This is a genomic window from Hyphomonas sp. KY3, assembly GCF_017309975.1.
In the GTDB taxonomy this organism is placed as follows: domain Bacteria; phylum Pseudomonadota; class Alphaproteobacteria; order Caulobacterales; family Hyphomonadaceae; genus Hyphomonas.
Genome location: NZ_CP022271.1, coordinates 2,053,307 through 2,074,846 on the forward strand (window position 1 = coordinate 2,053,307; position 21,540 = coordinate 2,074,846).

General features: G+C 60.9%; 23 protein-coding genes. 10 read left to right on the forward strand and 13 right to left on the reverse strand.

Annotated features, from left to right (window positions below; all coding sequences use genetic code 11):
- Positions 1-222: 222 nt before the first annotated feature.
- The 4 genes from CFA77_RS10090 to guaA all read right to left on the reverse strand — a co-directional run bounded on the left by CFA77_RS10090 (position 223) and on the right by guaA (position 4,143).
- Entirely contained in the window at positions 223-1,614 is a 1,392-nt protein-coding gene (locus tag CFA77_RS10090; RefSeq protein ID WP_206990579.1) for an alginate export family protein, read from the reverse strand.
- Positions 1,615-1,659: 45 nt separating this feature from the next.
- A complete protein-coding gene (locus tag CFA77_RS10095) occupies positions 1,660-2,034 on the reverse strand; it encodes a hypothetical protein (RefSeq protein WP_206990580.1) in 375 nt (124 codons plus the stop codon).
- A 111-nt stretch (positions 2,035-2,145) separates the two neighbouring features.
- A complete protein-coding gene (locus CFA77_RS10100; RefSeq protein WP_206990581.1) occupies positions 2,146-2,481 on the reverse strand; it encodes a helix-turn-helix transcriptional regulator in 336 nt (111 codons plus the stop codon).
- A 99-nt stretch (positions 2,482-2,580) separates the two neighbouring features.
- The gene (gene guaA / locus CFA77_RS10105; protein WP_206990582.1) at positions 2,581-4,143 is read right to left on the reverse strand and encodes a glutamine-hydrolyzing GMP synthase; all 1,563 of its coding nucleotides are present in this window, start codon (positions 4,141-4,143) and stop codon (positions 2,581-2,583) included.
- 98 nt (positions 4,144-4,241) lie between these two features.
- Here guaA and CFA77_RS10110 point away from each other — a divergent pair, with 98 nt between their 5' ends.
- Positions 4,242-5,288, forward strand: a complete 1,047-nt coding sequence (locus CFA77_RS10110; protein WP_206990583.1) for an aspartyl/asparaginyl beta-hydroxylase domain-containing protein — start codon at positions 4,242-4,244, stop codon at positions 5,286-5,288.
- Between the two features lies 1 nt (position 5,289).
- Here the strand turns inward: CFA77_RS10110 and CFA77_RS10115 are convergent, their stop codons facing one another.
- On the reverse strand, positions 5,290-6,594 hold the full coding sequence (locus tag CFA77_RS10115; protein ID WP_206990584.1) for an RsmB/NOP family class I SAM-dependent RNA methyltransferase: 1,305 nt from the start codon (positions 6,592-6,594) through the stop codon (positions 5,290-5,292).
- A gap of 72 nt (positions 6,595-6,666) precedes the next feature.
- The gene (locus tag CFA77_RS10120) at positions 6,667-7,569 is read right to left on the reverse strand and encodes an NAD(P)/FAD-dependent oxidoreductase (RefSeq protein ID WP_206990585.1); all 903 of its coding nucleotides are present in this window, start codon (positions 7,567-7,569) and stop codon (positions 6,667-6,669) included.
- Between the two features lie 94 nt (positions 7,570-7,663).
- Between CFA77_RS10120 and CFA77_RS10125 the strand changes: the two genes are divergently transcribed.
- Positions 7,664-8,272, forward strand: coding sequence for an N-acetyltransferase (locus CFA77_RS10125; RefSeq protein ID WP_206990586.1), 609 nt, complete (start codon positions 7,664-7,666; stop codon positions 8,270-8,272).
- A gap of 63 nt (positions 8,273-8,335) precedes the next feature.
- On the opposite strand, the gene guaB is transcribed toward CFA77_RS10125, so the two are convergent.
- Positions 8,336-9,793 carry an IMP dehydrogenase gene (gene guaB, locus CFA77_RS10130; protein WP_206990587.1) on the reverse strand — a complete coding sequence of 486 codons (1,458 nt, stop codon included), beginning with the start codon at positions 9,791-9,793 and terminating at the stop codon, positions 8,336-8,338.
- A 167-nt stretch (positions 9,794-9,960) separates the two neighbouring features.
- Here guaB and CFA77_RS10135 point away from each other — a divergent pair, with 167 nt between their 5' ends.
- The gene (locus tag CFA77_RS10135; RefSeq protein ID WP_206990588.1) at positions 9,961-10,323 is read left to right on the forward strand and encodes a hypothetical protein; all 363 of its coding nucleotides are present in this window, start codon (positions 9,961-9,963) and stop codon (positions 10,321-10,323) included.
- A 1-nt stretch (position 10,324) separates the two neighbouring features.
- Here the strand turns inward: CFA77_RS10135 and CFA77_RS10140 are convergent, their stop codons facing one another.
- Together CFA77_RS10140 and CFA77_RS10145 are read right to left on the reverse strand one after the other, a co-directional pair.
- On the reverse strand, positions 10,325-10,741 hold the full coding sequence (locus CFA77_RS10140) for a hypothetical protein (RefSeq protein WP_206990589.1): 417 nt from the start codon (positions 10,739-10,741) through the stop codon (positions 10,325-10,327).
- Positions 10,738-11,148, reverse strand: coding sequence for a GFA family protein (locus CFA77_RS10145; protein ID WP_206990590.1), 411 nt, complete (start codon positions 11,146-11,148; stop codon positions 10,738-10,740). The genes CFA77_RS10140 and CFA77_RS10145 overlap by 4 nt, the downstream gene beginning before the upstream one ends.
- 140 nt (positions 11,149-11,288) lie before the next feature.
- Here CFA77_RS10145 and CFA77_RS10150 point away from each other — a divergent pair, with 140 nt between their 5' ends.
- Positions 11,289-11,585, forward strand: coding sequence for a dodecin family protein (locus CFA77_RS10150; RefSeq protein ID WP_206990591.1), 297 nt, complete (start codon positions 11,289-11,291; stop codon positions 11,583-11,585).
- A gap of 13 nt (positions 11,586-11,598) precedes the next feature.
- Here CFA77_RS10150 and CFA77_RS10155 read toward each other — a convergent pair whose 3' ends face one another.
- Positions 11,599-12,306: an RlmE family RNA methyltransferase gene (locus CFA77_RS10155; protein ID WP_034815489.1), complete on the reverse strand. Its 708-nt coding sequence runs from the start codon at positions 12,304-12,306 to the stop codon at positions 11,599-11,601.
- Positions 12,296-13,459, reverse strand: a complete 1,164-nt coding sequence (locus tag CFA77_RS10160; RefSeq protein WP_339798088.1) for a Ppx/GppA phosphatase family protein — start codon at positions 13,457-13,459, stop codon at positions 12,296-12,298. Before CFA77_RS10160 ends, CFA77_RS10155 begins: the two co-directional genes overlap by 11 nt.
- Before the next feature lie 144 nt (positions 13,460-13,603).
- Between CFA77_RS10160 and hspQ the strand changes: the two genes are divergently transcribed.
- Positions 13,604-13,933 carry a heat shock protein HspQ gene (gene hspQ / locus CFA77_RS10165; protein ID WP_349677876.1) on the forward strand — a complete coding sequence of 110 codons (330 nt, stop codon included), beginning with the start codon at positions 13,604-13,606 and terminating at the stop codon, positions 13,931-13,933.
- A gap of 4 nt (positions 13,934-13,937) precedes the next feature.
- Here hspQ and CFA77_RS10170 read toward each other — a convergent pair whose 3' ends face one another.
- Both CFA77_RS10170 and rfaE2 read right to left on the reverse strand, forming a co-directional pair.
- Complete coding sequence (locus tag CFA77_RS10170; RefSeq protein ID WP_206990593.1) at positions 13,938-14,117, reverse strand: hypothetical protein; 180 nt, start codon at positions 14,115-14,117, stop codon at positions 13,938-13,940.
- Positions 14,114-15,580, reverse strand: coding sequence for a D-glycero-beta-D-manno-heptose 1-phosphate adenylyltransferase (gene rfaE2, locus CFA77_RS10175; protein WP_206990594.1), 1,467 nt, complete (start codon positions 15,578-15,580; stop codon positions 14,114-14,116). Before rfaE2 ends, CFA77_RS10170 begins: the two co-directional genes overlap by 4 nt.
- A 160-nt stretch (positions 15,581-15,740) precedes the next feature.
- Between rfaE2 and CFA77_RS10180 the strand changes: the two genes are divergently transcribed.
- The 5 genes from CFA77_RS10180 (at position 15,741) to CFA77_RS10200 (ending at position 21,367) form a co-directional block, all read left to right on the forward strand.
- On the forward strand, positions 15,741-17,195 hold the full coding sequence (locus CFA77_RS10180; RefSeq protein WP_206990595.1) for a deoxyribodipyrimidine photo-lyase: 1,455 nt from the start codon (positions 15,741-15,743) through the stop codon (positions 17,193-17,195).
- A complete protein-coding gene (locus tag CFA77_RS10185) occupies positions 17,192-18,508 on the forward strand; it encodes an NAD(P)/FAD-dependent oxidoreductase (RefSeq protein WP_206990596.1) in 1,317 nt (438 codons plus the stop codon). The genes CFA77_RS10180 and CFA77_RS10185 overlap by 4 nt, the downstream gene beginning before the upstream one ends.
- Positions 18,505-19,326 (forward strand): DUF1365 domain-containing protein, encoded by an 822-nt coding sequence (locus CFA77_RS10190; protein WP_206990597.1) that lies wholly within the window; start codon positions 18,505-18,507, stop codon positions 19,324-19,326. Before CFA77_RS10185 ends, CFA77_RS10190 begins: the two co-directional genes overlap by 4 nt.
- Positions 19,323-20,546 (forward strand): cyclopropane-fatty-acyl-phospholipid synthase family protein, encoded by a 1,224-nt coding sequence (locus CFA77_RS10195; protein WP_206990598.1) that lies wholly within the window; start codon positions 19,323-19,325, stop codon positions 20,544-20,546. The genes CFA77_RS10190 and CFA77_RS10195 overlap by 4 nt, the downstream gene beginning before the upstream one ends.
- Positions 20,547-20,680: 134 nt before the next feature.
- Positions 20,681-21,367, forward strand: coding sequence for a hypothetical protein (locus CFA77_RS10200; protein WP_206990599.1), 687 nt, complete (start codon positions 20,681-20,683; stop codon positions 21,365-21,367).
- The last annotated feature ends 173 nt before the right edge of the window (positions 21,368-21,540 follow it).

The window sequence follows — 21,540 nt, forward strand, 5'->3', positions numbered from 1 at the left end:
TGAATCGGAACCGGGTCGATGCGCCTTCGAGATTGACGCAAGTCCACACCGAGGAATGTATTGCGACCAACTTCTGCACACTCGGTACCCGCCAGACGCAAACATCCCGCGAGCTTGAAGTCCTCGAATAAAAACATACCGAAGACATTTACATGCATGCTGACCCGATGGGAGCGCTTCCCGGACGACGAGATAGCGTTCAAATCTGCCCAGGATGGCTCCCTAGAAGGTAAAGGTAAGTTGTGCGTATCCGAACAGTGTCCCGTCCCCATCTGGACCACCCGGTACGTCTTTGGCAAACTCGCCATACATCAGGGCGGAGGCACCGAGTTCCAGGCGGAGACTGTCCGGCAGCACCCAGTAGCGTGCCCGCCCGTCCAGCGTGTGTCCGATGAAATCGCCGGATTGGCCGGACGGATCCCGCAGCTTGGCAATGACCCAGCTGTCAGTCTTCGATGCCAGATGCGCCGCATGATAGTAGAATCGGGCGTCCCATCGGGCATTCGGTTTCACTTCCACCCGAAAGCCCGGCGCATTCAGATTGGCGGGAGTCAGAGGCCCGTGAATGCTGGTATTATTGAGATCGGTCCGCCGGGACCCGAACAGGCGCTCATGCTGGTCGTAATTGAGGTCAAACGGGTCCTCGTCGCCGCTGGCATGATAATATTCCAACGCAAAGCGCGGCTGCCATGGCGCATCGAATGTGTACCCGACCGCGGCAAACAGCATGGAGGCCTCCACCTCAAGGCTTTGCGTGTCCATTGGATCGTTTGAGGCGTAGCGGCTGCCGCGTCTCAGGGCGCCTTCTAGGTCAATGTCCCACTGTCCGGAAACAGGCTTCCGGTAGAGACGAAAGCCCGGCGCGAAATAGGACCTGTCAGGCGTCGGGAAGTCGCCGGAATCCCGCTCTTCCAGTCCGTAGGCGAACACTTCGCCCCAGAGGCCCGGCGCCAAAGCCGGCAAGATATCCGCGCGGCGATAATGCACGCCCCAGATGCGCCGCTCCCACTGTTCCTCATCCCCTGACAGTTCATTGTCATCCAGCGCAGGCCGCGCATCCGGATAGCGCGCGGTCGGCACGACATAGACCAGATGGAGTTCGTCCCCGCGCTCAGCCGTGGAGACGAAATGCGCGCCGGTATAGCTCTTGATGACATTGGCAAAATCAACGCGCTCGATCTGGCGTTTCGAGCCGATGGAGACCGTTTGCCGCCCAAGGGTCAGCTTGCTGGACGACCCCTCTCCGAAGACGCCCGGCAACTCGTCGATGCGGGTATAGAGCTGGAGAAGGTCCAGCGGATTGGCGATGCTGCTGGAGAGCGGCGTGCCGGCATCGGCCAGATAGGTCCGGCTGTCCTGTATCTCGACCCCGAAAGAGATCGGCCCGGTGTCTGCTTCAGCCAGCAATAGGCTGCGGAACAGTAGCAATTGGTCGCCGCCCTCACCGCCGGCCCGAAACTGCCCCTGCAGCGTCTCATAGCGGACGCGGGTCTCTCCCTTGAGCGTCAGCCAGGCCGGAGTGTCTACGGCATCCTTGAGCCGAAAAGCCTCCTCCGCCTCGGCAACAGAGCATATGTGCGCCATCAGCGCGAAGGCCCACAAAATTCGTCGCATATTCTCTCCCGCTTCGCGCCCGAGTCACGTTGCGGTTCTAAAACATTATTTGACCGAGAATTGAAGTGTTCCACTGGTCTCAGCTGGAAGAATTGTCTGGCAAATCCCGCTTTCAAACGCGCCGAACGGGCATGTCAGGCCTTCCTCCATCAGTTTCAAGGTGACCGGCGAGGCCCCGGTCTGATAGGTGCAGGCGGCGGTTGAGACATCGCGCACAAACAACATGTCCGTGCTGGTTGAGCCCCGCCCCTTCACGCTGGCATCCGCCTCTCCCCGTCCGGTGACCGCGACACAGTCGATATCCCAGTTTCCAGAGCCGCTTGCGCGCAGCTCCAGGTCACCGGTTGTGGCAGAAGTTTCGGCCGGAGCCTGGACCGAGTCCGGCGCGCCCGCGCAGGCCGCCAGTCCTATACCGGTCAAAGCGATTATAGCGTACGTCCTCAGTCCAGTTCGCATATCATCCTCCCGTGCGACTCTGGAAAGACCTTAGCGTGATACAGACTTTATTTCAATATTCTGCCGAATATTGATTTAACAATTTATTTTCGATTTCCTGGCGAGCGGATCACACACTTCTGGATGACCGTGACAGCAATTGTCGACAAGCACCGAGAGCAACTGGTTCACGCCGTCAATCCTGGCCGTATAGATCATCCGGCGCCCGTCACGCGTGACGCTGACCAGCCCGGAATTCACCAATATGTTGAGATGTCCCGACAGCTTGTTAGGCGCGACGTCCAGATGTTCGGCAATGGCGCCTGCCTGCAAACCGTCCGGCCCCGCCTCCATGAGCGCCCGGAACGTCAGCAGCCGGGTCTCCTGCCCAAGCGCGGAGAGCTGTTTCAGCGTGTCGATCAGATCAGTCATACGGGCGATTCTACCGCGTTTGGGCCGCGTGTACAGAGCGGCGAGAAATGGACTCTCAGGACAACAGGCCGAGAATAACCGTCACCCAGGGCAAAGTCACTATTCCCACTCGATCGTGCCGGGCGGCTTGCTGGTCACGTCATAGACGACGCGGTTGACGCCTTTTACCTCATTGATGATGCGGGTTGCGACGCGGCCGAGGAAGTCGTGCTCGTACGGATAATAGTCCGCCGTCATACCATCGGTCGAGGTCACCGCGCGCAGGGCCAGCACAGCCTCATAGGTGCGTTCGTCCCCCATCACGCCGACCGTGTTGACCGGCAGCAAAACGCTGAAGGCCTGCCAGATTTCGTCGTACAGTCCCGCTTTGCGGATCTCGTCGATATAGATCGCGTCCGCCTTGCGCAGTGTGTCGGCCTTCTCGCGCGTGATCTCGCCGGGAATGCGGATCGCGAGACCCGGTCCGGGGAATGGGTGCCGCCCGATAAAACTCTCCGGCAAGCCCAACTCACGGCCCAGCGCGCGCACTTCATCCTTGAACAACTCACGCAGCGGCTCGACCAGTTTCATGTTCATGCGTTCCGGAAGGCCGCCAACATTGTGGTGGCTCTTGATCGTCACGCTCGGCCCGCCAATGGCCGAGACGCTTTCGATCACGTCCGGATAGAGCGTGCCCTGCGCGAGGAAATCCGCGCCACCGATCTTCTTGGCTTCCTCGTCGAACACGTCGATGAACAGGCCGCCAATGATCTTGCGCTTGCGTTCGGGGTCCGAGACGCCTTCCAGCTTGCCGAGGAACAGGTCCGATGCGTCCACATGCACCAGCGGAATGTTGTAATGCTCGCGGAACAGGGTCACCACCTGCTCGCTCTCGCCCTGCCGCATCAATCCGTGGTCAACATACACACAGGTCAGCTGGTCACCGATGGCTTCATGGATCAGCACGGCCGCAACCGAGGAATCCACCCCGCCCGACAGGCCACAGATCACCCGGCCCTTGCCGACCTGCTCACGGATCTTCTCGATGGCTTCGGCCCGGTAGGCTGCCATTGTCCAGTCGCCCTTCAGGCCCGCGACGCCATGCGTGAAATTGCGCAGCAATTCACGCCCATGCACCGTGTGCACGACTTCCGGATGGAATTGCGTGCCGTAGAATTTGCGTTCCGGGTCTGAAATGATCGCATAGGGCGCGCCCGGCGATTTCGCGATTACGCCAAAGCCCGGCGCCATCTCGGCAACATGGTCGCCATGGCTCATCCAGACTTGTTCGCTGTCACCCGAATGGAACAGGTCTGACAGGATCGGGTCGTCCACGACCTTCTCGATGAAAGCCCGGCCGAATTCACGGCTCGTGCCGCTTTCGACCTTGCCGCCCAGTTGCTGCATCATGACCTGCTGGCCGTAACAGATGCCAAGCACCGGCACGCCGAGTTCAAAAATCGCATCATCGGCGCGCGGGCTGTCGTCCCATGTCACGCTGGAAGGTCCGCCCGACAGGATCACGGCCTGCGGATCATACTCGCCGAGAAACGCCGCATCGACCTTGTTGAAAGGGTGGATTTCACAATAAACGCCGCTCTCGCGCAGGCGTCGTGCGATCAGTTGCGTCACCTGGCTGCCGAAATCGACGATGAGGGCGCGTTCGTGTCTCTGCTCAGTCATGGCGCCCGATAGCCGAGCTTGAGGGATTCGTCCACAGGCTACGGGCGGTTCCCGCGTCACTATTGACGCTGCGCCCGAAACTGGACGACGATCAGGTCATGACTGACACGACTTCACTCAGCCAGTTGAAACAGGCAGCCCTCGACCGGGCCCGCGCCGGAGACTGGAACGGGGCCGCCGACACGCTGCACACCGTGCTGGCACAATCCCCGAACGATCTTGGCAGCCTGCTCCTGCTCGGCGATGTCAGCCATTCGGGCGGCAATATCCAGGCCGCCAGTGACGGGTATCGCGCCGCACTCGCCCTCGCCGGCCAGATGCCGAACCTTCCCGCTACGGTTCAGGCCGGCCTGCGGCGCGCCCAGACCCGGCTCGCCGATTATGCCTCGGACTATGCCGCCCGGCTGGACGGTCTGATCCCGCCTATCGAGCGCTCGGCCCGATTCAACGAGTCCCTCGATATCCTGCTTGGACGCCAGCCCGTCTATCTCCAGGAACCGCGCCGCTATTATTTCCCCGGCCTGCCCCAGATCCAGTTCTACGACACGGCTCAGTTCGACTGGGTGCAGGATATGGAAGACAGAACCCCTGACATACAGGCCGAACTCCGCACCGTCCTCGCCGAGGACCAGGCGAGCTTCCGTCCCTATATCGAGCGCGGCGCAGGCCATCTTGGCGGACAGGACCATCACCTGCTCGACAATACAGACTGGAGCGCCTTCTATCTCTGGAAAGACGGGCAGAAGATCGAAGCCAACTGCGCCCGTTGCCCGATCACCACGGCCGCGCTGGAACGCGTCCCGCTTGATTTCGCAGACGGCAAGTGCCCATCCGTCCTGTTTTCGGTCCTGAAGCCCGGCGCGCACATCCCGCCGCACAATGGCATGGTGAACACGCGCCTGATCTGCCACCTGCCGCTGATCGTGCCCGGCCCGGCCTGGCTACGCGTCGGCAGTGAGACGCATCACTGGCAAGAAGGGCGCATGGTCATCTTCGACGACACGATCGAGCATGAAGCAAAGAACGAAGCGGACGAGACCCGCATCGTGCTCCTGTTCGATGTCTGGCGGCCCGAACTGAGCGAACAGGAACGGCGCGAAGTTGCCACCCTGCTGGGGGCCATCGACAGTTTCAGCGAGAGCTGACCTAGGCCCGCCGCAAGACCGCAAAGAAGAAGCCATCCGTGCCGGACCGGCGCGGCGTCAGGCGCACGCTGCCGGTGGGGCCGCGATATTTGCGCACGAGCGCCGCGCTCTCTTCGGTCAGCAGACCGGAAGCAATGGCAGACTCTGCCGCGTCTTCCTCGGAAAACTCGGAATGCGCCGCCAGGAACTTCGCCACGCGGTCTTCGTCTTCTTCCATCAGGAAAGAGCAAGTCGCATAGAGCAGCCGTCCGCCCGGCTTCACATAGGCGCTCGCGGCCGCAAGGATCTCGTCCTGCTCGCCCATGCGCTTTTCCAGCTGGCGTTCTTTCAGCCGCCACTTGGCGTCCGGACGCCGACGCCACGTGCCGGTCCCCGTGCAGGGCGCATCCACGAAAACGAGGTCCATCTGATCGGATAGGTCTTCCAGCTGAGTCGGCTCGCTCGGATGCACCAGTTGCACATTGTGCGCGCCGGAACGTTTGAGGCGCGGGATCAGCGCCGACAGACGCCGCCCGTCAATGTCATAGGCAAATATCTGACCTTTACCCTGCATCTGCGCGGCCATGGCCAGCGTCTTGCCGCCACCCCCTGCGCAATAATCCATGACTTGCTCGCCCGGTTGGGCATTCGCCGCTGCAGACGCGATCTGGCTGCCCGCATCCTGCACTTCGACCCAGCCCTTGGAATAGGCCGGAATGCTCTCCAGAGAGGCTTCGCGCTCGCTCGGGTCGCGGGCGGGAATATTGAACGCGTTGAGCAATAGCGGCGATGCTTCGGCTTTCGCGCTGCGCAGCGGCTGGGACGCTTTCCCGGCATCCACTTTCAGCGTGTTGACGCGGAGGTCCACATCGGCGCGCACGGCCATTGCCTGTGCCTCGACAGCGGCTTCCTCGCCGAACACACGCGCCATCATGGGCGCCATCCATTCGGGATAGTCGCCTTGTACATGCGGCGGCGCGACCGGGTCCGGGGCCATGACGAGGCGCTCGCGCTCCTGCAGGGTCAGCCTGGAGGGCGCATGGTCTTCATCCATGGCCGAGTCGATTTCCTTGATATTCCAGCCCCAAGCATGTGCCAACGCGCCGAGGATCAGGCCGCGCGGACTGTCATCGCCCATCGCATGCGCAATCGAATTGCGCTTGCGCAGCGCGTCCAGCACGAGGCCGCTGACCCATGCCCGGTCTTTCGATCCGGCATAACGCGCGCGCTTGCCCCAGTCCCGCGCAGCCGATTTCACCGGCTGGTGCCGGGTCAGCACGTCGTTTAGCACGTCTATTGCCGCTGCGATGCGTCCGCCATTGCGCATGGGATTTGCCCCTCAAGTCTCTGCAAACCGCCCTGTTACCCCGCAAAATGGGCAAGGGAAACCGGCAATAGCTTAACCGGTGTTCCTAATCACATGCGCCGCCATGGCGCGGCCGCTCTCGACCGCATCACTCGCGAGCCGTCCGAGCGCCCAATCTCCGCCGACGATCAGCCGTCCATCGGCACTCGCGGCAAAAGGCATCCCGAGCGGCGTGCGCACGCGTGCATACCGCCAGCGATGGGCGGCCAGGTAGTCAGGTTCGCCAGGCAAATCCACCTGCTCCCGGACGGCTTCCAGCAACCGCGCCGCTGCGTCATCCTTTTCCAGTTCCAGATTCTCTGCGCTCCAATCCGGGCTCGCATGCACTGTCCAGCGTTCTAGGCCCGTCTGGCCCGGCTTCGCCAGCATGGGGATCGCTTTTGCAAGCGCGCCGCCCAGCGTGAGAACCTCCTGCTCCAGCCCGGTCGGGTCTGCAAAGGCCATCAACAGCGTCCAGAGCGGCGACATGTCTGCTTTGGTGATCTGCGCTGACAGCGTGGCATCCGCCGCAGTGAGCGTTGCAGCCTGTATGGGCGGAGCCGTCACGATCACCCGGTCAAAGACACCCAGACCTACGCCCTGCTGGTCGCTCAGCCTCCAGGTGTTTTCCGCGCGGTTCAGCGGCTGAACTTCCACTGACTTTCGAATATCCAGTCCGCCAGACATCGCACGGGCGAGCGCGCTCATGCCGGGCAGCCCCGTCTGGCGCATCTCGACCGGTGCGCTGTGCCAAACCTCACCGCGGCCCGGCACGCTGGCTGGAACCCCAGGTGCACCATGGTCAATCGGCCCGAAATCCGTGCGACGAGTCGCCAGACGACCGCCCAGTCCTCGGCTCTTCTCGAATATGACCGGTGTCATACCCGTCTCCGCCAATGCCCGTCCGGCGGCGAGCCCGGCCAATCCTGCTCCGATGATTGCGATCCCGTCCGTCATGCCGATTCCCCGTATTAATTACAGTTCAAGCTAGGGCGCGGTCTGGCCAAGTCCCGTAAATAGTGGCTGGATAACGTGGCTGGAGAGATAATCGATGCTCAAACTGGACCTGCCACCGCAGGTGACGACTGCAAGCCCGGCTGACTGGCGACAGATCGGCGACATCACGGCTGAAGCATTTTCCGAAGATCCCATCAATCGCTGGATATTCGGCACCGACGCCGCCATCCGGGCGACCTTCCGACAGCTGGCGCGAGACATGTATCTTCCAGAGGGTATCTGCCACCAGATTGGCGATGATGCCGCCACAATGTGGGCCTTGTCCGAAACGCGGCATGGGCTGACATCACTCCAGACCTTCCGGCTGGTCCTTTCGCTTCTCAGCAAAGGATCAAAAGGCACCGTGAAGCGGGCGCTGAAGGCCGGCGAGATCATGCAGCAATATCATCCGACCGAACGCCACCTCTACCTCTTCACCATCGGCACACGGAAGGCTGCGCGTGGCAAAGGCCTCGGCAAGACGATATTGCGCCCCATGCTGGACGCCGCCGACCGCGCGGGCCTGCCCTGCTATCTGGAAAACTCCAATCCCGCCAATTCCGGCTTCTATATGAGCCACGGCTTCGAACGCATGAAACTGTTCGAGGTCGGAGAAGGCTCACCGCAGATGGAAGCGATGTGGCGGGACCCATTGGTTCAATGAGGGTCTCATCCTGAGCGAAGTCGAAGGACGAGGCCCGACTCGCATCAAGCCCGCCCAATCGGCCTACCCCCTACTTAGCGAATAATTCGGGCTTTCCCGCGTCATTTGCACGTCGTGGACGTGGCTTTCCTGCAGGCCCGCGCCGGTGATCTGGACGAATTCGGCCTTCTCGTGCAGCTCGTCGATCGTCTTGGCGCCGACATAGCCCATCGCCGCGCGCAGGCCGCCAACCATCTGGTGGATGATCGGACCGAGCGGGCCCTTGAACGGCACCTGGCCTTCAATGCCTTCCGGCACCAGCTTCTCCTGCGCGGCGTCCTTCTGGAAATAGCGGTCGGCCGAGCCACGCGCCATTGCGCCGAGGCTGCCCATGCCGCGATAGGCCTTGTACGAACGACCCTGGTAGAGGAACACTTCGCCGGGCGCTTCCTCGGTGCCAGCGAACATCGAGCCCATCATCGCGGTCGAGGCCCCGGCGGCGAGCGCCTTGGCAAAGTCGCCCGAGAATTTGATGCCGCCATCGGCAATCACCGGCACGCCGCTCGCCTGCGCAGCGTTCGCGCACGCCTCGATGGCCGTCAATTGCGGCACGCCAACCCCGGCCACAATCCGCGTCGTACAGATCGAGCCCGGCCCGATGCCGACCTTCACCGCATCCGCGCCCGCATCGATCAGCGCTTTCGTCGCCTCGGCGGTCGCCACGTTCCCGGCAATGATCTGGACGGAATTGGATATCTTCTTCGCCCGCTCAACCGCCTGCGCGACGGAGATCGAATGGCCATGCGCGGTGTCAATGATGACACAATCCACGCCCGCCGCGATCAGAGCTTCGGTGCGCTCGAACCCGGCATCGCCCACGGTCGAGGCCGCCGCGACGCGCAAGCGACCGGCGGCGTCCTTGGCGGCGTTCGGGTTCACGGCCGCCTTGTCCATGTCCTTCACGGTCAGCAGGCCGACGCAGCGATTATCGTCATCCACGATGACCAGACGCTCGATCCGATGCTTGTGCAACAGGCGCCGGGCTTCGTCGTTCGGCGTGTCCATTTTCACGGTCACGACCTCTTTCGTCATCAGGTTCGCCACCGATTCCGAGACGTCATCGGCAAAGCGCGTATCGCGATTGGTGATAATGCCGACCACCTTGCCGCTCTTGTCCACGACCGGCACGCCGGAAAAGCCCGTGCGCTGTTTCAGCTCGACCAGATCGCCAAGGCTCGCACTCGGCGAGATCGTGACGGGGTTCATCACCACGCCGCTCTCATATTTCTTCACCATGGCCACTTCACCGGCCTGCTGTTCGATTGAGAGATTGCGGTGGATCACGCCGATACCGCCGGACTGCGCCATGGCAATCGCCAGGCGTGCCTCGGTCACCGTGTCCATCGCCGCCGAGATCAGCGGAATGTTCAGCGGAATGGCTTTGGTCAGGAAGGTGGAGACGTTGACGTCAGCGGGCATGACCTCGCTGGCCCCGGGCTGGAGCAGCACGTCGTCGAAGGTAATGGCTTGCCGGATTTTCATGTGGGGAGCTCCCTTTTTGGCCCAATAAGGGAGTCGCGAGCCTTTGTGAAGTCCCCTCCTGAAAATCCCTGCAATGTGCGAGCTTTTCGCAGAATATGGTCTGGCCAATCCGGCGAAAGCAGAGTTAGTTTCAAATGAAATAAAATGCTTTTGGGAGGAAGCACATCATGAAGCTTGCAGATTATGGCCTCAGCCGCGACCGGGGTTTCCTGTCATCTTTCGATCCAGCCAATGTGACCCTGCCGGAATTTCTTCATCCGGTTCGCGATGTCGCGCTGGCCTTGCCGCGCATTCTGCCAACAGGTCGCGTCCGCGCCCATTTCCAATCCCTGCCCGCCTGTCTTGCCGTGCCGATCTGGCAGATCGGAAAAGCCACCGGCCAGCCGCCCCTGTTGCCCCATTCCAGCTGCACGCTGGAAAATTGGGGCCGGTTCGACCCTACGGGCCCGATTGATCTTTCCAATATATTTTCAATCCAGCATTTCGACGGCGGCCGCGACGAAGCGCAGGCGCACCTTCTTCCGGTGTAATCTAGTCTACGCAGAGCGCCGGTGTCACGCGTCCATTTTCGACGGTGGCATAGCATCCGAAGGGGCTGTCAGTCGCTTGGCACTTGCCCATAACAGGCTTGCCGGCTTCTGGCATGTCGTCGCCGAGGCTGAGACGGCATTGGCCAATGCAATCGGCATTATCCGCACACGCCTTTCCGGCGTCTTCGAAGGGTTGAATGCATTGTTCCCACCCCCGCATGCCGTCACGCGCAACGCGACCGCCTGCGGATTCACACGCGGCACGTTCGGTCCCTGTGGCCTTTTCTCCCGCGAACTGGATCTTTTCATAAGGGTCCGCCCCCGACCCATACACGCCGTCGCTGGAATAGACATCCTGCAGATAGGCACAGCCCGACACTACTGCACCTGCGAGTATGATGGAAATTATCCTGATCATTGGCCCGGAAACCTTTCAAATCTGGCGATATTGTCTGGAACATGATGGAAGCTTTGCGCATCCGCAATCTGCATGGCCATTTGGGCCGCACCGAACACGGATGGATCATCAAGTGTGCCGACTTTCAGGATCACCGCCTGCGGCAGTGAGGGGGATCGCGTTGCGATATGCGTTCCGCAATCGGAGCAAAATTCGCGTAGCGCTCCACGTTCCAGATCTCCCCGGCGATATCCTTTTGGCGTGCCGAGCGTGTAACGGAACTCCGCAGTTGGCATCGCCATGATCGTATTGGCCTGCCCACCCGTGAAGTATTGGCATTCCCGGCAATGGCAACTTGCCTTCATGATCGCATCGCCTCCTGCCTCATACCGGATCGCGCCGCAATAACATCCACCTTTGATGGCCATTAACTTTCTCCCTGACTCGCTGACGGATAGTGGAGCGGACACAAATCTAAAGCAATACAAGGTTTTTTCGGAACAATTACTCTGGTCTTGCATAGTACTTGCAAGAGAACCCACAAAACGCAGAAGCAACCTATTAACTTATGGCAAGCGCCCACCCTCCTCTTCGCCGCATCGTCGGCCTGTCACCGATTTCGGTTGACGACGCGATTGATCGGGCCCTGGTTCAGGCGCGCGATCTCTTTGGGGAACCAGACTGGTTCGAAGTCTCGACCGCCCGTGGCTTCATCAGCAAGGGACAAGTCACCCATTACGAAGTGTCGGTCGAATTGGGCTATGAATCCAAGCCCAAAAAATCCGAAAACGACGCCTATCTGAATTCCGTTCTCTCCAGCCGCCCCAACCGCCGCGTACGGAATACAATCGATTGGCGGCTCTGATAGCGCCCTTGAATTAACCCTTGAATCCCTTTGCCACCACGAAAATTTCGGGACTTCCGGCCCGGCTTGATGGCGGTTTGATGTGGCGCACCGTCTTGAAATGCGCCTTCAACGTGTCCAGCACATCCTTCGTCGCGCCACCCTGAAACACTTTCGAACAGAATGTGCCGCCCGGCGCGAGATGTTCAATGGCGAACGCGACCGCCATCTCGACCAAAGCGACGGTGCGCAAATGGTCCGTCTGCTTGTGCCCGGTCGTGTTCGCCGCCATGTCGGACAGGACAAGGTCAACCGGTCCACTCAGCCCTTCCAGCAAGGCCGCCACATCTTCCGGCTCATTCACATCGCCTTCAATGATATGCGCGCCTTCAATCGGCTCGACCGGCAAGAGGTCGATACCCGCCACTTCCAGCGCGCCCTTCTTCAGCGCGACCTGCATCCACCCGCCGGGCGCACAGCCCAGGTCAACAACGCGCTGACCCTTGCGCAGCAGGTCCAGCTTTTCATTTATCTCAAGTAGTTTGTAGGCCGCGCGGGCCCGATAGCCCTCTTCCTTGGCCTTGCGCACATAGGGATCCTGTAGCTGGCGTTCGATCCAGCGTTTGGAACTTTCATTTTTCGCACGATGCGCCGTGACCTTGCGCTCAGTCATCTGGCGACCGGACGTGTTCTTGCTTTCCTTGCCGGGGCCTTTCCAGCGGCGCTTTCCATCATCCGTCATTGCCGGCCTCCGCTGCCGAATGGGTTTGAGGCGTGTTGCCGCCTTCGCGCCGTTTACGCCCGCCTCTGCGACGACGCCGCGCGGGCTTCTGGCCATACATCATGCTGAGCAGCAGGCCTTCCCTCAGGCCACGGTCGCCAACCCGCAAACGCCCCGCCGGATAGGCCCGCCAAAGCGCGTCCAGAATAGCACAGCCCGCCAGCATCAGTCCTGCGCGCTCTTCACCAATCGTCGGCAAGGCCGCCCGCCCGTCCGGTCCGGCTTCGCGCAGCATGTTCAGCACTTTTTCGCCCGAGGTCCGGCTCATCCACGTCCCGTCTACCTTGTCACGGCGATAGCGGTCGAGTTTCAGATGTACGCCCGCCAAGCAGGTCACTGTGCCGGACGTACCGATCAGGTGCGCCCCTCTCAAACCCATTGCAGAACGGATCGCCTGTGTGCCTTGCCAGGCTTCAATAACTTCTCCGGCATGATCCAGCATTGCCTGATAGGCTTCTGCGTCCGGCAGATGAGCAAAGGCTTCGGTGAGGGTCACGACGCCCAGCGGCAGGCTGGTCCAGTTCTGGATAGGGGCACGCTGGATCAGGCCGTTCAGGCCATTGGCCCGCGCCAGTTCGGCATTCAGCCACGACAATTCCGTCGACCCGCCGCCAATATCCACCACCAGTACCGACGGCGCATCATCGCCAATCAGGTCATGACACCCGATACTGGCAAGGCGCGCTTCTTCCTTTGCGCCAATGATCTTGAAGGTCAGGCCGGTCTCGTCGTGCACCCTCTGGATGAAATCCGGACCATTCTCTGCCTTTCGGCAAGCCTCGGTCGCGATGCAACGAACCTTGCCGACTCCATGCGTCTTGAGCTTCCCGCGGATCGCATTCAGCGCATCCATCGCGCGCTCTATCGAAGCTTCGGACAGCCGACCGGTTTCGTGCAATCCCTCACCCAAACGGGCAATTTGGGAGTGCGAATCAACCACACGGAAAGTTTTTCCGTGTGGAGTGGCCACCAGAAGGCGGCAATTATTGGTTCCAAGGTCCACGGCCGCATAGAGGTCCGAGGCCCTGGCTGGGCGCGGTCGGCCGCGTTTTCCGCGCCGTACCGCTGATTTTTTTTCAGCCATAGTGTGGCCCAAGTTTTTCAGTTGATGCATGGTGTATCACAGGAGTGGGAAATGACCAGACGCGCATCGCTCTTGGGAAAGCTGCTAGGCAGCGTGGGAATCGGTCGCCGTAAGGTTGCCGACGACGCGCTGCTGCTCGACAAACCCCTCGACCGTGACCAGCGCTATAACGACATCACCCCCCTGCTCGCAAAGTTCCAGATCGGCCAGGTTGTGCGCCACCGCCACTTCCCGTTTCGCGGCATCATTTTCGATGTCGACCCCGTCTTCGCCAACACTGATGAATGGTATGAATCCATTCCTGAAGAAGTGCGTCCGTCAAAAGACCAGCCCTTCTATCATTTGTTCGCCGAGAACGAGCGCACACATTACGTCGCCTATGTCTCGGAACAGAACCTGGTGATTGACGATTCCGACACACCGCTCAGCCATCCGGACATCCAGGAATGGTTCAACGAAACCGGACGCGGGCGCTATGAGCTCAAAAAGGGCGTCGCCAACTGACGCGCTAGTTCGGCAGCCCTTCAGGAGCTTCACCCGTCAGGCAGGCGATCACCGCGTCCCAGTGCGCCAATGCCTCGACGTCACCCTGCGCGGCCACTTCCGCTGCACGCAGCGTGGCAATCACTTCTGCGTCTTCGCCATATTGTTTGAGCAATTGGGCGGCTGTTTGCGCAGCCGGGCTCATTCTGTCTTGGACTGCGCCCGAGCAATCGCCGCCGTGGTCGACTGTCCATCCACCAACGGCACGATATGAACCGTTCCGCCGCGTGCCTGCACTGTGTCAGCGCCAACGATCGTATCGATGGAATAATCCCCGCCCTTGACCAGCAAGTCCGGCTGCAACGCCTCGATCAGCGCGCCGGGTGTGTCTTCCTCGAAAACAACCACCGCATCCACGGCCATCAGGCCCGACAAGACCCGCGCGCGGGAGTCAGCGTCATTGACCGGCCGCGTCGGTCCTTTCAGGCGCGATACGGACGCATCCGAGTTCAGGCCAACCACCAGACGGCCACAGCGCGACTTGGCCTCTTCCAAAACCCGCAAATGCCCCGGATGAAGGATGTCGAAACAGCCATTTGTGAAGCCGACGGTCAGCCCGGAATCCCGCCAGGAAGCGACCTGTGCCCTGGCTGCGTCGAGGGTCAGATAGCTGACGCCACCATTGCGCAGCCCCATCTGCAACGCCGTGATCATCTCATCCGCAGAGACCGTAGCCGTGCCCGCCTTGCCGACGGCAATCCCGGACGCCGTGATCGCCAGGCTGACCGCATCCGCCACCGAGCCGCCGCCTGCCAGGCCCAGCGCCAGCGCCGCAATGCTCGTATCGCCCGCGCCCGACACGTCATACACTTCGCGCGCCTGACCGCTCAGATGCACGGCCGGCTCGCCCTCGATGGCATAGGACATGCCCTTTGCGGCCCGCGTCACGACAATGGATTTCGCCATCAGCAAGGTCTGCGCAGCCGTCAGGGCCTCACCGACATCCTGATCCGTTTCCACCCTCAGCCCCATGGCTGCGGCCAACTCGCTGGCATTCGGCTTGAGCAAGTCCACCGCGCCATAGCGCGTGAAATCGCGGCCTTTCGGATCGGCAATCACCGGAATGCCATATTGGTTTCCAGCCGCCAGCGCAGCTGCAATGACGCCATCCGTCACCGCGCCCTTGGCATAATCGGACAGGATGATCACGCTTGCTTCATTCGCCTCGTCGGCAATGGAGGCAATCAGCTCGGCTTCCGGGCTCGGCCCGATGGGGCTGGTATCTTCCGCGTCCACGCGCAGCAATTGCTGTCCCCCGGCGACAAAGCGCGTCTTCAGCGTGGTTGACCGGTCGCGCATGGCGATCAAATCGGCATGAACGCCCTCAATGTCTCCCAGCAGCGCCGCCAGTTCCCGGCCTTCGCCATCATCCCCGACAACCCCGATAAGCGAGACCGACAAGCCGAGCGAAGCAAGGTTTCGTGCCACATTGCCCGCACCGCCCGGCATCGCCGCTTCGCGGGTGCGCCGCATGATCGGCACAGGCGCTTCGGGGGATATGCGGGTGACGCCGCCATAGATAAACCGGTCCAGCATGACATCGCCAACACAGACAACACGCTTGCCCGCAGCGGCGTGGATGAGACCCGGAAGATGTGTGCCTGACATTTCGGTTACACTCCGCTGGGGCGTATGATTCTTTTGAACATCGAAAGGGTATACCGCCCCAATTGCAGGCGCGGAAGACCAAGGCTCAGCCCCGCATGATCCATTCCGCGAACTCGCGCGTAGAGGCTTTGTAAACTGTTCAACCCTGCCCGGAGGTCTTGTGTCACAATCTGCGCCTGCCATCGTCTGGTTCCGCGAAGACCTGCGCCTTTCCGACAATCCAGCCCTGCATGCCGCCGTCTCGTCCGGCAGGCCCCTCGTCTTGCTCTATATACTGGACGAGCAGACCAAAGGCCCGCGGCCCCTCGGCGGCGCCTCGAAATGGTGGCTGGACAAATCCCTGCGCGCGCTTGCCGCTGATATCAAACAGGCGGGCGCCCAGCTGACCCTTCGCTCCGGGCAATCCGCCGATGTGCTCGACACCGTCATCGAAGAGACCGGCGCAGAGACCATTTTCTGGAATCGCCGCTATGACCAGCCCGAACGCGATCTGGATGCCGCAATCAAGGAAGACCTGGCCCAGCGGGGCCTGGATGTCTCCAGCTACAATGCGCGGCTGCTGAACGAGCCGTGGCAGGTCGAGACCAATGCGGGTGGCTACTACAAGGTGTTCACTCCTTACTGGCGCGCGGCCCGCAATAACTTCGTCGCGCGCGACACGTATGGCCGCCACAAAACGCTGAGCGGCCCCAAACCCGAAAGCGAATCCCTCGATGATTGGGGCCTCCACCCGTCGAACCCCGACTGGTCTACAGGCTTTGATGACTGGACCCCCGGCGAGGACGGCGCGATTGCCCGCCTGACCGATTTCCTTGATGGGCCAATCAATGGCTACAAGGAAGATCGCAACCGCCCGGACCTAGACATGTCCACGTCCGGTCTCTCCCCACATCTCCGTTTCGGCGAGATCGGACCACTGCAGATATGGCGCGCTGTCCATGCTGGTATAGAAGCCGGCACGCTCCCGGAAAAGGATGGTCACACCTTCCTGTCAGAAATTGGCTGGCGGGAATTTTCCCATACTCTCCTGTTTTACAATCCGGCGCTCGCCTCCGAAAACTATAATGACTCATTCGAGTTCATGCCGTGGCGAAAAGACAAGAATGCCTTTGACGCCTGGGCCAAGGGCCAGACCGGCTATCCGATGGTCGACGCCGGAATGCGCCAGCTCTGGCAGACCGGCTGGATGCACAACCGGGTACGGATGATTGTCGCCTCCTTCCTGACCAAGCACCTTCTCCTGCCCTGGCAGGACGGCGAAGCATGGTTCTGGGACACGCTGGTCGATGCTGACCCGGCCAACAATGCCGCCAGTTGGCAATGGACTGCAGGCTCCGGTGCCGATGCGGCGCCCTATTTCCGGGTCTTCAACCCGATCAGCCAGGGCAGCAAGTTCGACGAGACCGGCGCCTATGTGCGGCGCTTCTGCCCGGAACTGAAGGACCTGCCAGACAAGTACCTGCACGCCCCATGGGAAGCCAGCGAAGAGATTCTGAACAAGTCCGGCATCCAGCTCGGCAAGACCTATCCGAAACCCATAGTCGACCATTCCGGCGCTCGCCAGCGCGCACTCGACGCATATGATACATTGAAAGAAAAGCGAGACGCCGCATGAAACGCATCGCCATTATTGGATCTGGAATATCCGGCCTCGGCGCTGCATGGGCGCTGCGCAATTCCGCACACGTAACACTTTACGAACAATCAGGCCGGGCCGGGGGGCACGCATGCACGCATGCGTTCGACTATGACGGCCACGAAACGAAGGTCGATCTCGGCTTCATCGTTTATAATGCACTCAACTATCCGAACCTGATCGGCTTCTTCGATGCACTTGGTGTCGAAACACAAGCGTCCGACATGAGCTTTGCGGTCTCTGATCCGAAAGGCTGGGAGTGGGCGTCCACACTGAAAGGCATCTTTGCCCAGCGTCGCAATCTCCTGAGCCCGAAATTCCATCGCTTCTGGCGCACCATCCTCCGCTTCAACGACATTGCGCGCGCCGAACTCGCCGATGGCACGATTACGGATACAACTCTGGGCGCATGGCTCGACCGCCATGAGTTCGATACAGATTTCCGCACGAACTATATTCTGCCCATGGGGGCCGCCATCTGGTCCACCTGCGAAGACAAGATGCTCGACTACCCCGCCATGAGCTTCTTCCAGTTCTTCGACAATCACCGCCTCATGCACAAGGAACGCCCGAAATGGCGTACCGTCACCGGTGGCAGTGAAAACTATGTCCGCACTGTTGCGGACGCGCTCGGCGACCGGGTTCGCCTCAACTCGGGCGTCGAGCGCATTTTTCCCTTTGGTGACCATATCGCGGTTGTGACGACCGATGGCCGTCGCGAAATATTCGATGATGTCATTCTCGCCACCCATTCCGACCAGGCCCTGCGCCTGACCGAGGAACATTTCGACGATCAGGCCTTCCTGCTCCGCTCGGTTCGCTATCGGCCAAACCGTATCTATCTCCACCGCGACCCGGCGCTGATGCCATCGCGCAAGGCCGCCTGGGCCAGCTGGAACGTGCTGAAACAGGAAAGCGGCGACATCTGCCTCACCTATTGGATGAACCGGCTGCAGGGCCTGCCCGATGAGCGCCCACTCTTCATCACACTGAACCCCGACACGCCCCCTCGCGACGAGCTGACCTTTCTCGAATATGATTTCGACCATCCGCAGTTCGATGCCGCCGCCGAAGCAGCCGTGCGCAGCCTGAAGCGTATTCAGGGTCAGAACGGTCTCTGGATCGCCGGCGCATGGATGGGCCGCGGCTTTCATGAGGACGGCCTGAAATCCGGCCTCTCAGCCGCCCTTTCCCTTGGCGGATCCGTGCCGTGGACGGCCGAAGGTGTGGACATTGTACAGCCAGCACGCAAACTTCGCCCTGTGGAAGTCGCTGCCGAGGTGTCTATTTGACCAATGCGCATCCCCAGCCCGCACTGAGCCTCTGGAAAGGCCAGACTGTCCATGTGCGCTATCAGCCATTCGAGCGGCGGTTTGCATATGATCTCGTCCTGATTGATCTCGACATCGACCGGTTGGACGAGGCCGCGGCCAGCTCAGCCCTGTTCAGCGTCAACGCGCCCGGCCTGTTCGCCTTCCGCACCGAAGACCACGGCCCCAAGCAGAAAGACGCACCGCTACGTCCCTGGGCCGAATCCGAACTTGCCAAGGCAGGCATTACACTGGACGGCGGCGCCATCCGCCTCGTCACCTTCCCGCGCCACCTGTTCTACAAATTTGCGCCCCTCTCGCTCTGGTATGGCTACGGCCCGGACGGCGACCTGCGCGGGATCATCTATGAAGTGAACAACACATTCGGCGAGACCCATCGTTACGTCGCCGCCGTCAATCCGGGCCGCAACGCGCACAGTGCGCCAAAGTCTTTCCACGTATCCCCCTTCTTCGACGTCACCGGAACCTACCGCTTCACCCTGCGTTCGCCGGAAGACAAATTGGGAGTGGTCGTGGAAAGCCTGAGACATGAAAAGCGCCTTCATATGGCAAACATCACCGCCCGGCGGATGCCTGCCACCAGCGCAAACTTGCTGAAACTCGCAGTCACCAATCCGCTCTCCACGCTCGGCGTGACCCTCGGAATCCACTGGCAGGCCCTCAAAGTGTGGATACGCGGCGCCGCCTATCGCCCAAAGCCCGCCCCTCCGGAAACCGGCACAACAATTGCGTTATCCCAACAAATACGTAATGCTGATAAGCGGAAGGATGCCGCATGACCGAGGTCATCAAAGCCAGCACCCAGACCATTCGGAACCTGAAAGACGTTCCGACAAGCTTTCGTCTGGCCGCCTTCGCGCTGCTCAATACCCAGAAGGGCAGCGTGTCCCTTGTCTTGCCCGGCGAACGCGTGCTCGAATATAGGCATGACGATACCGGTCCTCATGCCACCATCATTGTCCACGATTATAATTTCGTGAAACGCGCCATGGCTGGCGGCGATGTCGGCTTTGCCGAGGCTTACATGGATGGCGAATGGTCAACGCCTGACTTGACCGAAGTGCTGCGCTTCTTCTCTGCCAATTTCGACAATATCGGCAAACTTGCCGTGGGCGGCGCAGTGGTGCGCTGGGTCAACATGGTCCGCCACATCTTCAACCGCAATTCCCGGGAGGGCGCGAAGAAGAACATCATGGCCCATTATGATCTGGGCAATGATTTCTACAGTCTCTGGCTGGACCCTTCGATGACCTATTCCTCAGCCATCTTCGACAGCCCGAACATGAGCCTCGAACAGGGCCAACAGAACAAGTACCGGAACATCTGTGACCGGATCAGTGCCGGGCCCTCGTCGGAAATCCTGGAAATCGGCTGCGGCTGGGGCGGCTTTGCCGAATATGCCGCCAAGCAACGCGGCTCGAAAGTCACGTGCTTGACCATCTCGCCATCCCAGCGTGATTTCGCCATGCAGCGGATGCAGAAACAGGGCCTCAGTGAACGTGTAGAGATCCGCCTCGAAGACTATCGCGACCATCAGGGCCAATATGATGGCGTCGCCTCCATCGAGATGTTCGAAGCGGTCGGGGAATCCTACTGGCCGAGCTATTTCGCGAAAATCTTCGAAAGTCTGAAACAGGGCGGCCGCGCCGCGCTCCAGATCATCACCATCGATGACGAACTGTTCCCGCGCTACCGCAAGCGCGTCGACTTCATCCAGCGCCACATATTTCCGGGCGGCATGCTGCCCAGCGAGACCGCTCTGAAGGAACAGTTCCACACGGCGGGCCTGCGCCATGACGGCGTCACCTATTTCGGTCAGGACTATGCCCGCACCTGCCGCGAATGGGCGCGCGATTTCAATGCCAACTGGGACACGATCGCCAAGCTGGACTTCGATGAGCCCTTCCGCCGCATGTGGAACTTCTACCTGTCCTATTGCGATGCCGGCTTCACTGACGGCCGCATCAATGTCGGCCAGTTCCAGGTGTCCAAGCCTTAGAACCACATCCGCCTTTCGGCGCATGCCGATGATACGGGCTCGGTAGTCCCGCAAGCCCCGCAGAATTCTCCAATAAAATCAAAGACTGTTGAAAGATCACTCCGACCGGCACCCCCACCCCGGATGCTCAGCTCATGTCCGAACTGCGCTATTTACCTCCACAGGAAATCCGCTCCGCCGTCTGGCTGATGCTGAATGTCATCAGCCTCGGCGTGATCCAGTTGCGCGAGCGGCTCGGCCTGACGCCGCATACGCCGCTCCTGCCGCGTCACGCGATTTCGCGCCTGTCGCGCTTCCTGGCCCAGGCCGAACCGGCGCTGCGCCACTGTCTCTATCTCTGCGCGGCCGAACTGGGTGCGTTGCCTGTATTCCCACGAGAGACAGCCAGTTCAGGTCCGGCGCGCCCGCGAGAAACCACGCAGCATTTCGCCCGCACATCCCAGCCAGCTTTCCGTCTGTTCGAGACCCGCGCTCATCGCCCGGATGCAAAGCCGCCCAGGCCGACATTCAAGACAGGCCCACGCATCCGCTTTCTTGATACGGACGACGTCCCAGATATCCATGAATACGATAAACTCCCGAGCGACATCCTGCCCGCCAAACGCCTCGTCCGCCGGCTGATGGCCCTCGACCATGCGATGGATCATCGCGATCTCTATATCGAAAAGATCCGCCGCTGCCTTGGCGAAGCCAGACAACTGATCGCCAAATCCGGCAAGCGCCTATTCCGGCACGGCCCTCTGACGCGCCTGCAATACGAGACAGCCCAACTGATCGAGGCTGAAACGCACGCCGTGCAACCCCACTTCAATTCGTCCTGAGGCGGATTGTTTTTGGAGACACGCACCCGGCCGGAATCTTCCGCGCCGGATAAAAGTGCTGGTCGCCCCCTCCGCGTCACACCCGATGAGCGCAGCTCATCTGGGTGCCCATCTCGGAACCGGGCCGCTAGTGCATGAGGCAAAACCAGAGATGGGCCCTCCGACCGCTTCGC

Bases quoted from the DNA above. Each gene is read 5' to 3' on its own strand.
- CFA77_RS10110 (WP_206990583.1), top strand. From the start codon at position 4,242: ATGACTGACACGACTTCACTCAGCCAGTTGAAACAGGCAGCCCTCGAC.
- CFA77_RS10100 (WP_206990581.1), bottom strand. From the start codon at position 2,481: ATGACTGATCTGATCGACACGCTGAAACAGCTCTCCGCGCTTGGGCAG.
- guaB (WP_206990587.1), bottom strand. From the start codon at position 9,793: ATGAAAATCCGGCAAGCCATTACCTTCGACGACGTGCTGCTCCAGCCC.
- CFA77_RS10115 (WP_206990584.1), bottom strand. From the start codon at position 6,594: ATGCGCAATGGCGGACGCATCGCAGCGGCAATAGACGTGCTAAACGAC.
- CFA77_RS10090 (WP_206990579.1), bottom strand. From the start codon at position 1,614: ATGCGACGAATTTTGTGGGCCTTCGCGCTGATGGCGCACATATGCTCT.
- CFA77_RS10150 (WP_206990591.1), top strand. From the start codon at position 11,289: ATGGCAAGCGCCCACCCTCCTCTTCGCCGCATCGTCGGCCTGTCACCG.
- CFA77_RS10155 (WP_034815489.1), bottom strand. From the start codon at position 12,306: ATGACGGATGATGGAAAGCGCCGCTGGAAAGGCCCCGGCAAGGAAAGC.
- CFA77_RS10160 (WP_339798088.1), bottom strand. From the start codon at position 13,459: ATGCATCAACTGAAAAACTTGGGCCACACTATGGCTGAAAAAAAATCA.
- CFA77_RS10125 (WP_206990586.1), top strand. From the start codon at position 7,664: ATGCTCAAACTGGACCTGCCACCGCAGGTGACGACTGCAAGCCCGGCT.
- CFA77_RS10185 (WP_206990596.1), top strand. From the start codon at position 17,192: ATGAAACGCATCGCCATTATTGGATCTGGAATATCCGGCCTCGGCGCT.
- CFA77_RS10135 (WP_206990588.1), top strand. From the start codon at position 9,961: ATGAAGCTTGCAGATTATGGCCTCAGCCGCGACCGGGGTTTCCTGTCA.
- guaA (WP_206990582.1), bottom strand. From the start codon at position 4,143: ATGACTGAGCAGAGACACGAACGCGCCCTCATCGTCGATTTCGGCAGC.
- CFA77_RS10170 (WP_206990593.1), bottom strand. From the start codon at position 14,117: ATGAGCCCGGCTGCGCAAACAGCCGCCCAATTGCTCAAACAATATGGC.
- CFA77_RS10195 (WP_206990598.1), top strand. From the start codon at position 19,323: ATGACCGAGGTCATCAAAGCCAGCACCCAGACCATTCGGAACCTGAAA.
- CFA77_RS10120 (WP_206990585.1), bottom strand. From the start codon at position 7,569: ATGACGGACGGGATCGCAATCATCGGAGCAGGATTGGCCGGGCTCGCC.
- rfaE2 (WP_206990594.1), bottom strand. From the start codon at position 15,580: ATGTCAGGCACACATCTTCCGGGTCTCATCCACGCCGCTGCGGGCAAG.
- CFA77_RS10140 (WP_206990589.1), bottom strand. From the start codon at position 10,741: ATGATCAGGATAATTTCCATCATACTCGCAGGTGCAGTAGTGTCGGGC.
- CFA77_RS10145 (WP_206990590.1), bottom strand. From the start codon at position 11,148: ATGGCCATCAAAGGTGGATGTTATTGCGGCGCGATCCGGTATGAGGCA.
- CFA77_RS10200 (WP_206990599.1), top strand. From the start codon at position 20,681: ATGTCCGAACTGCGCTATTTACCTCCACAGGAAATCCGCTCCGCCGTC.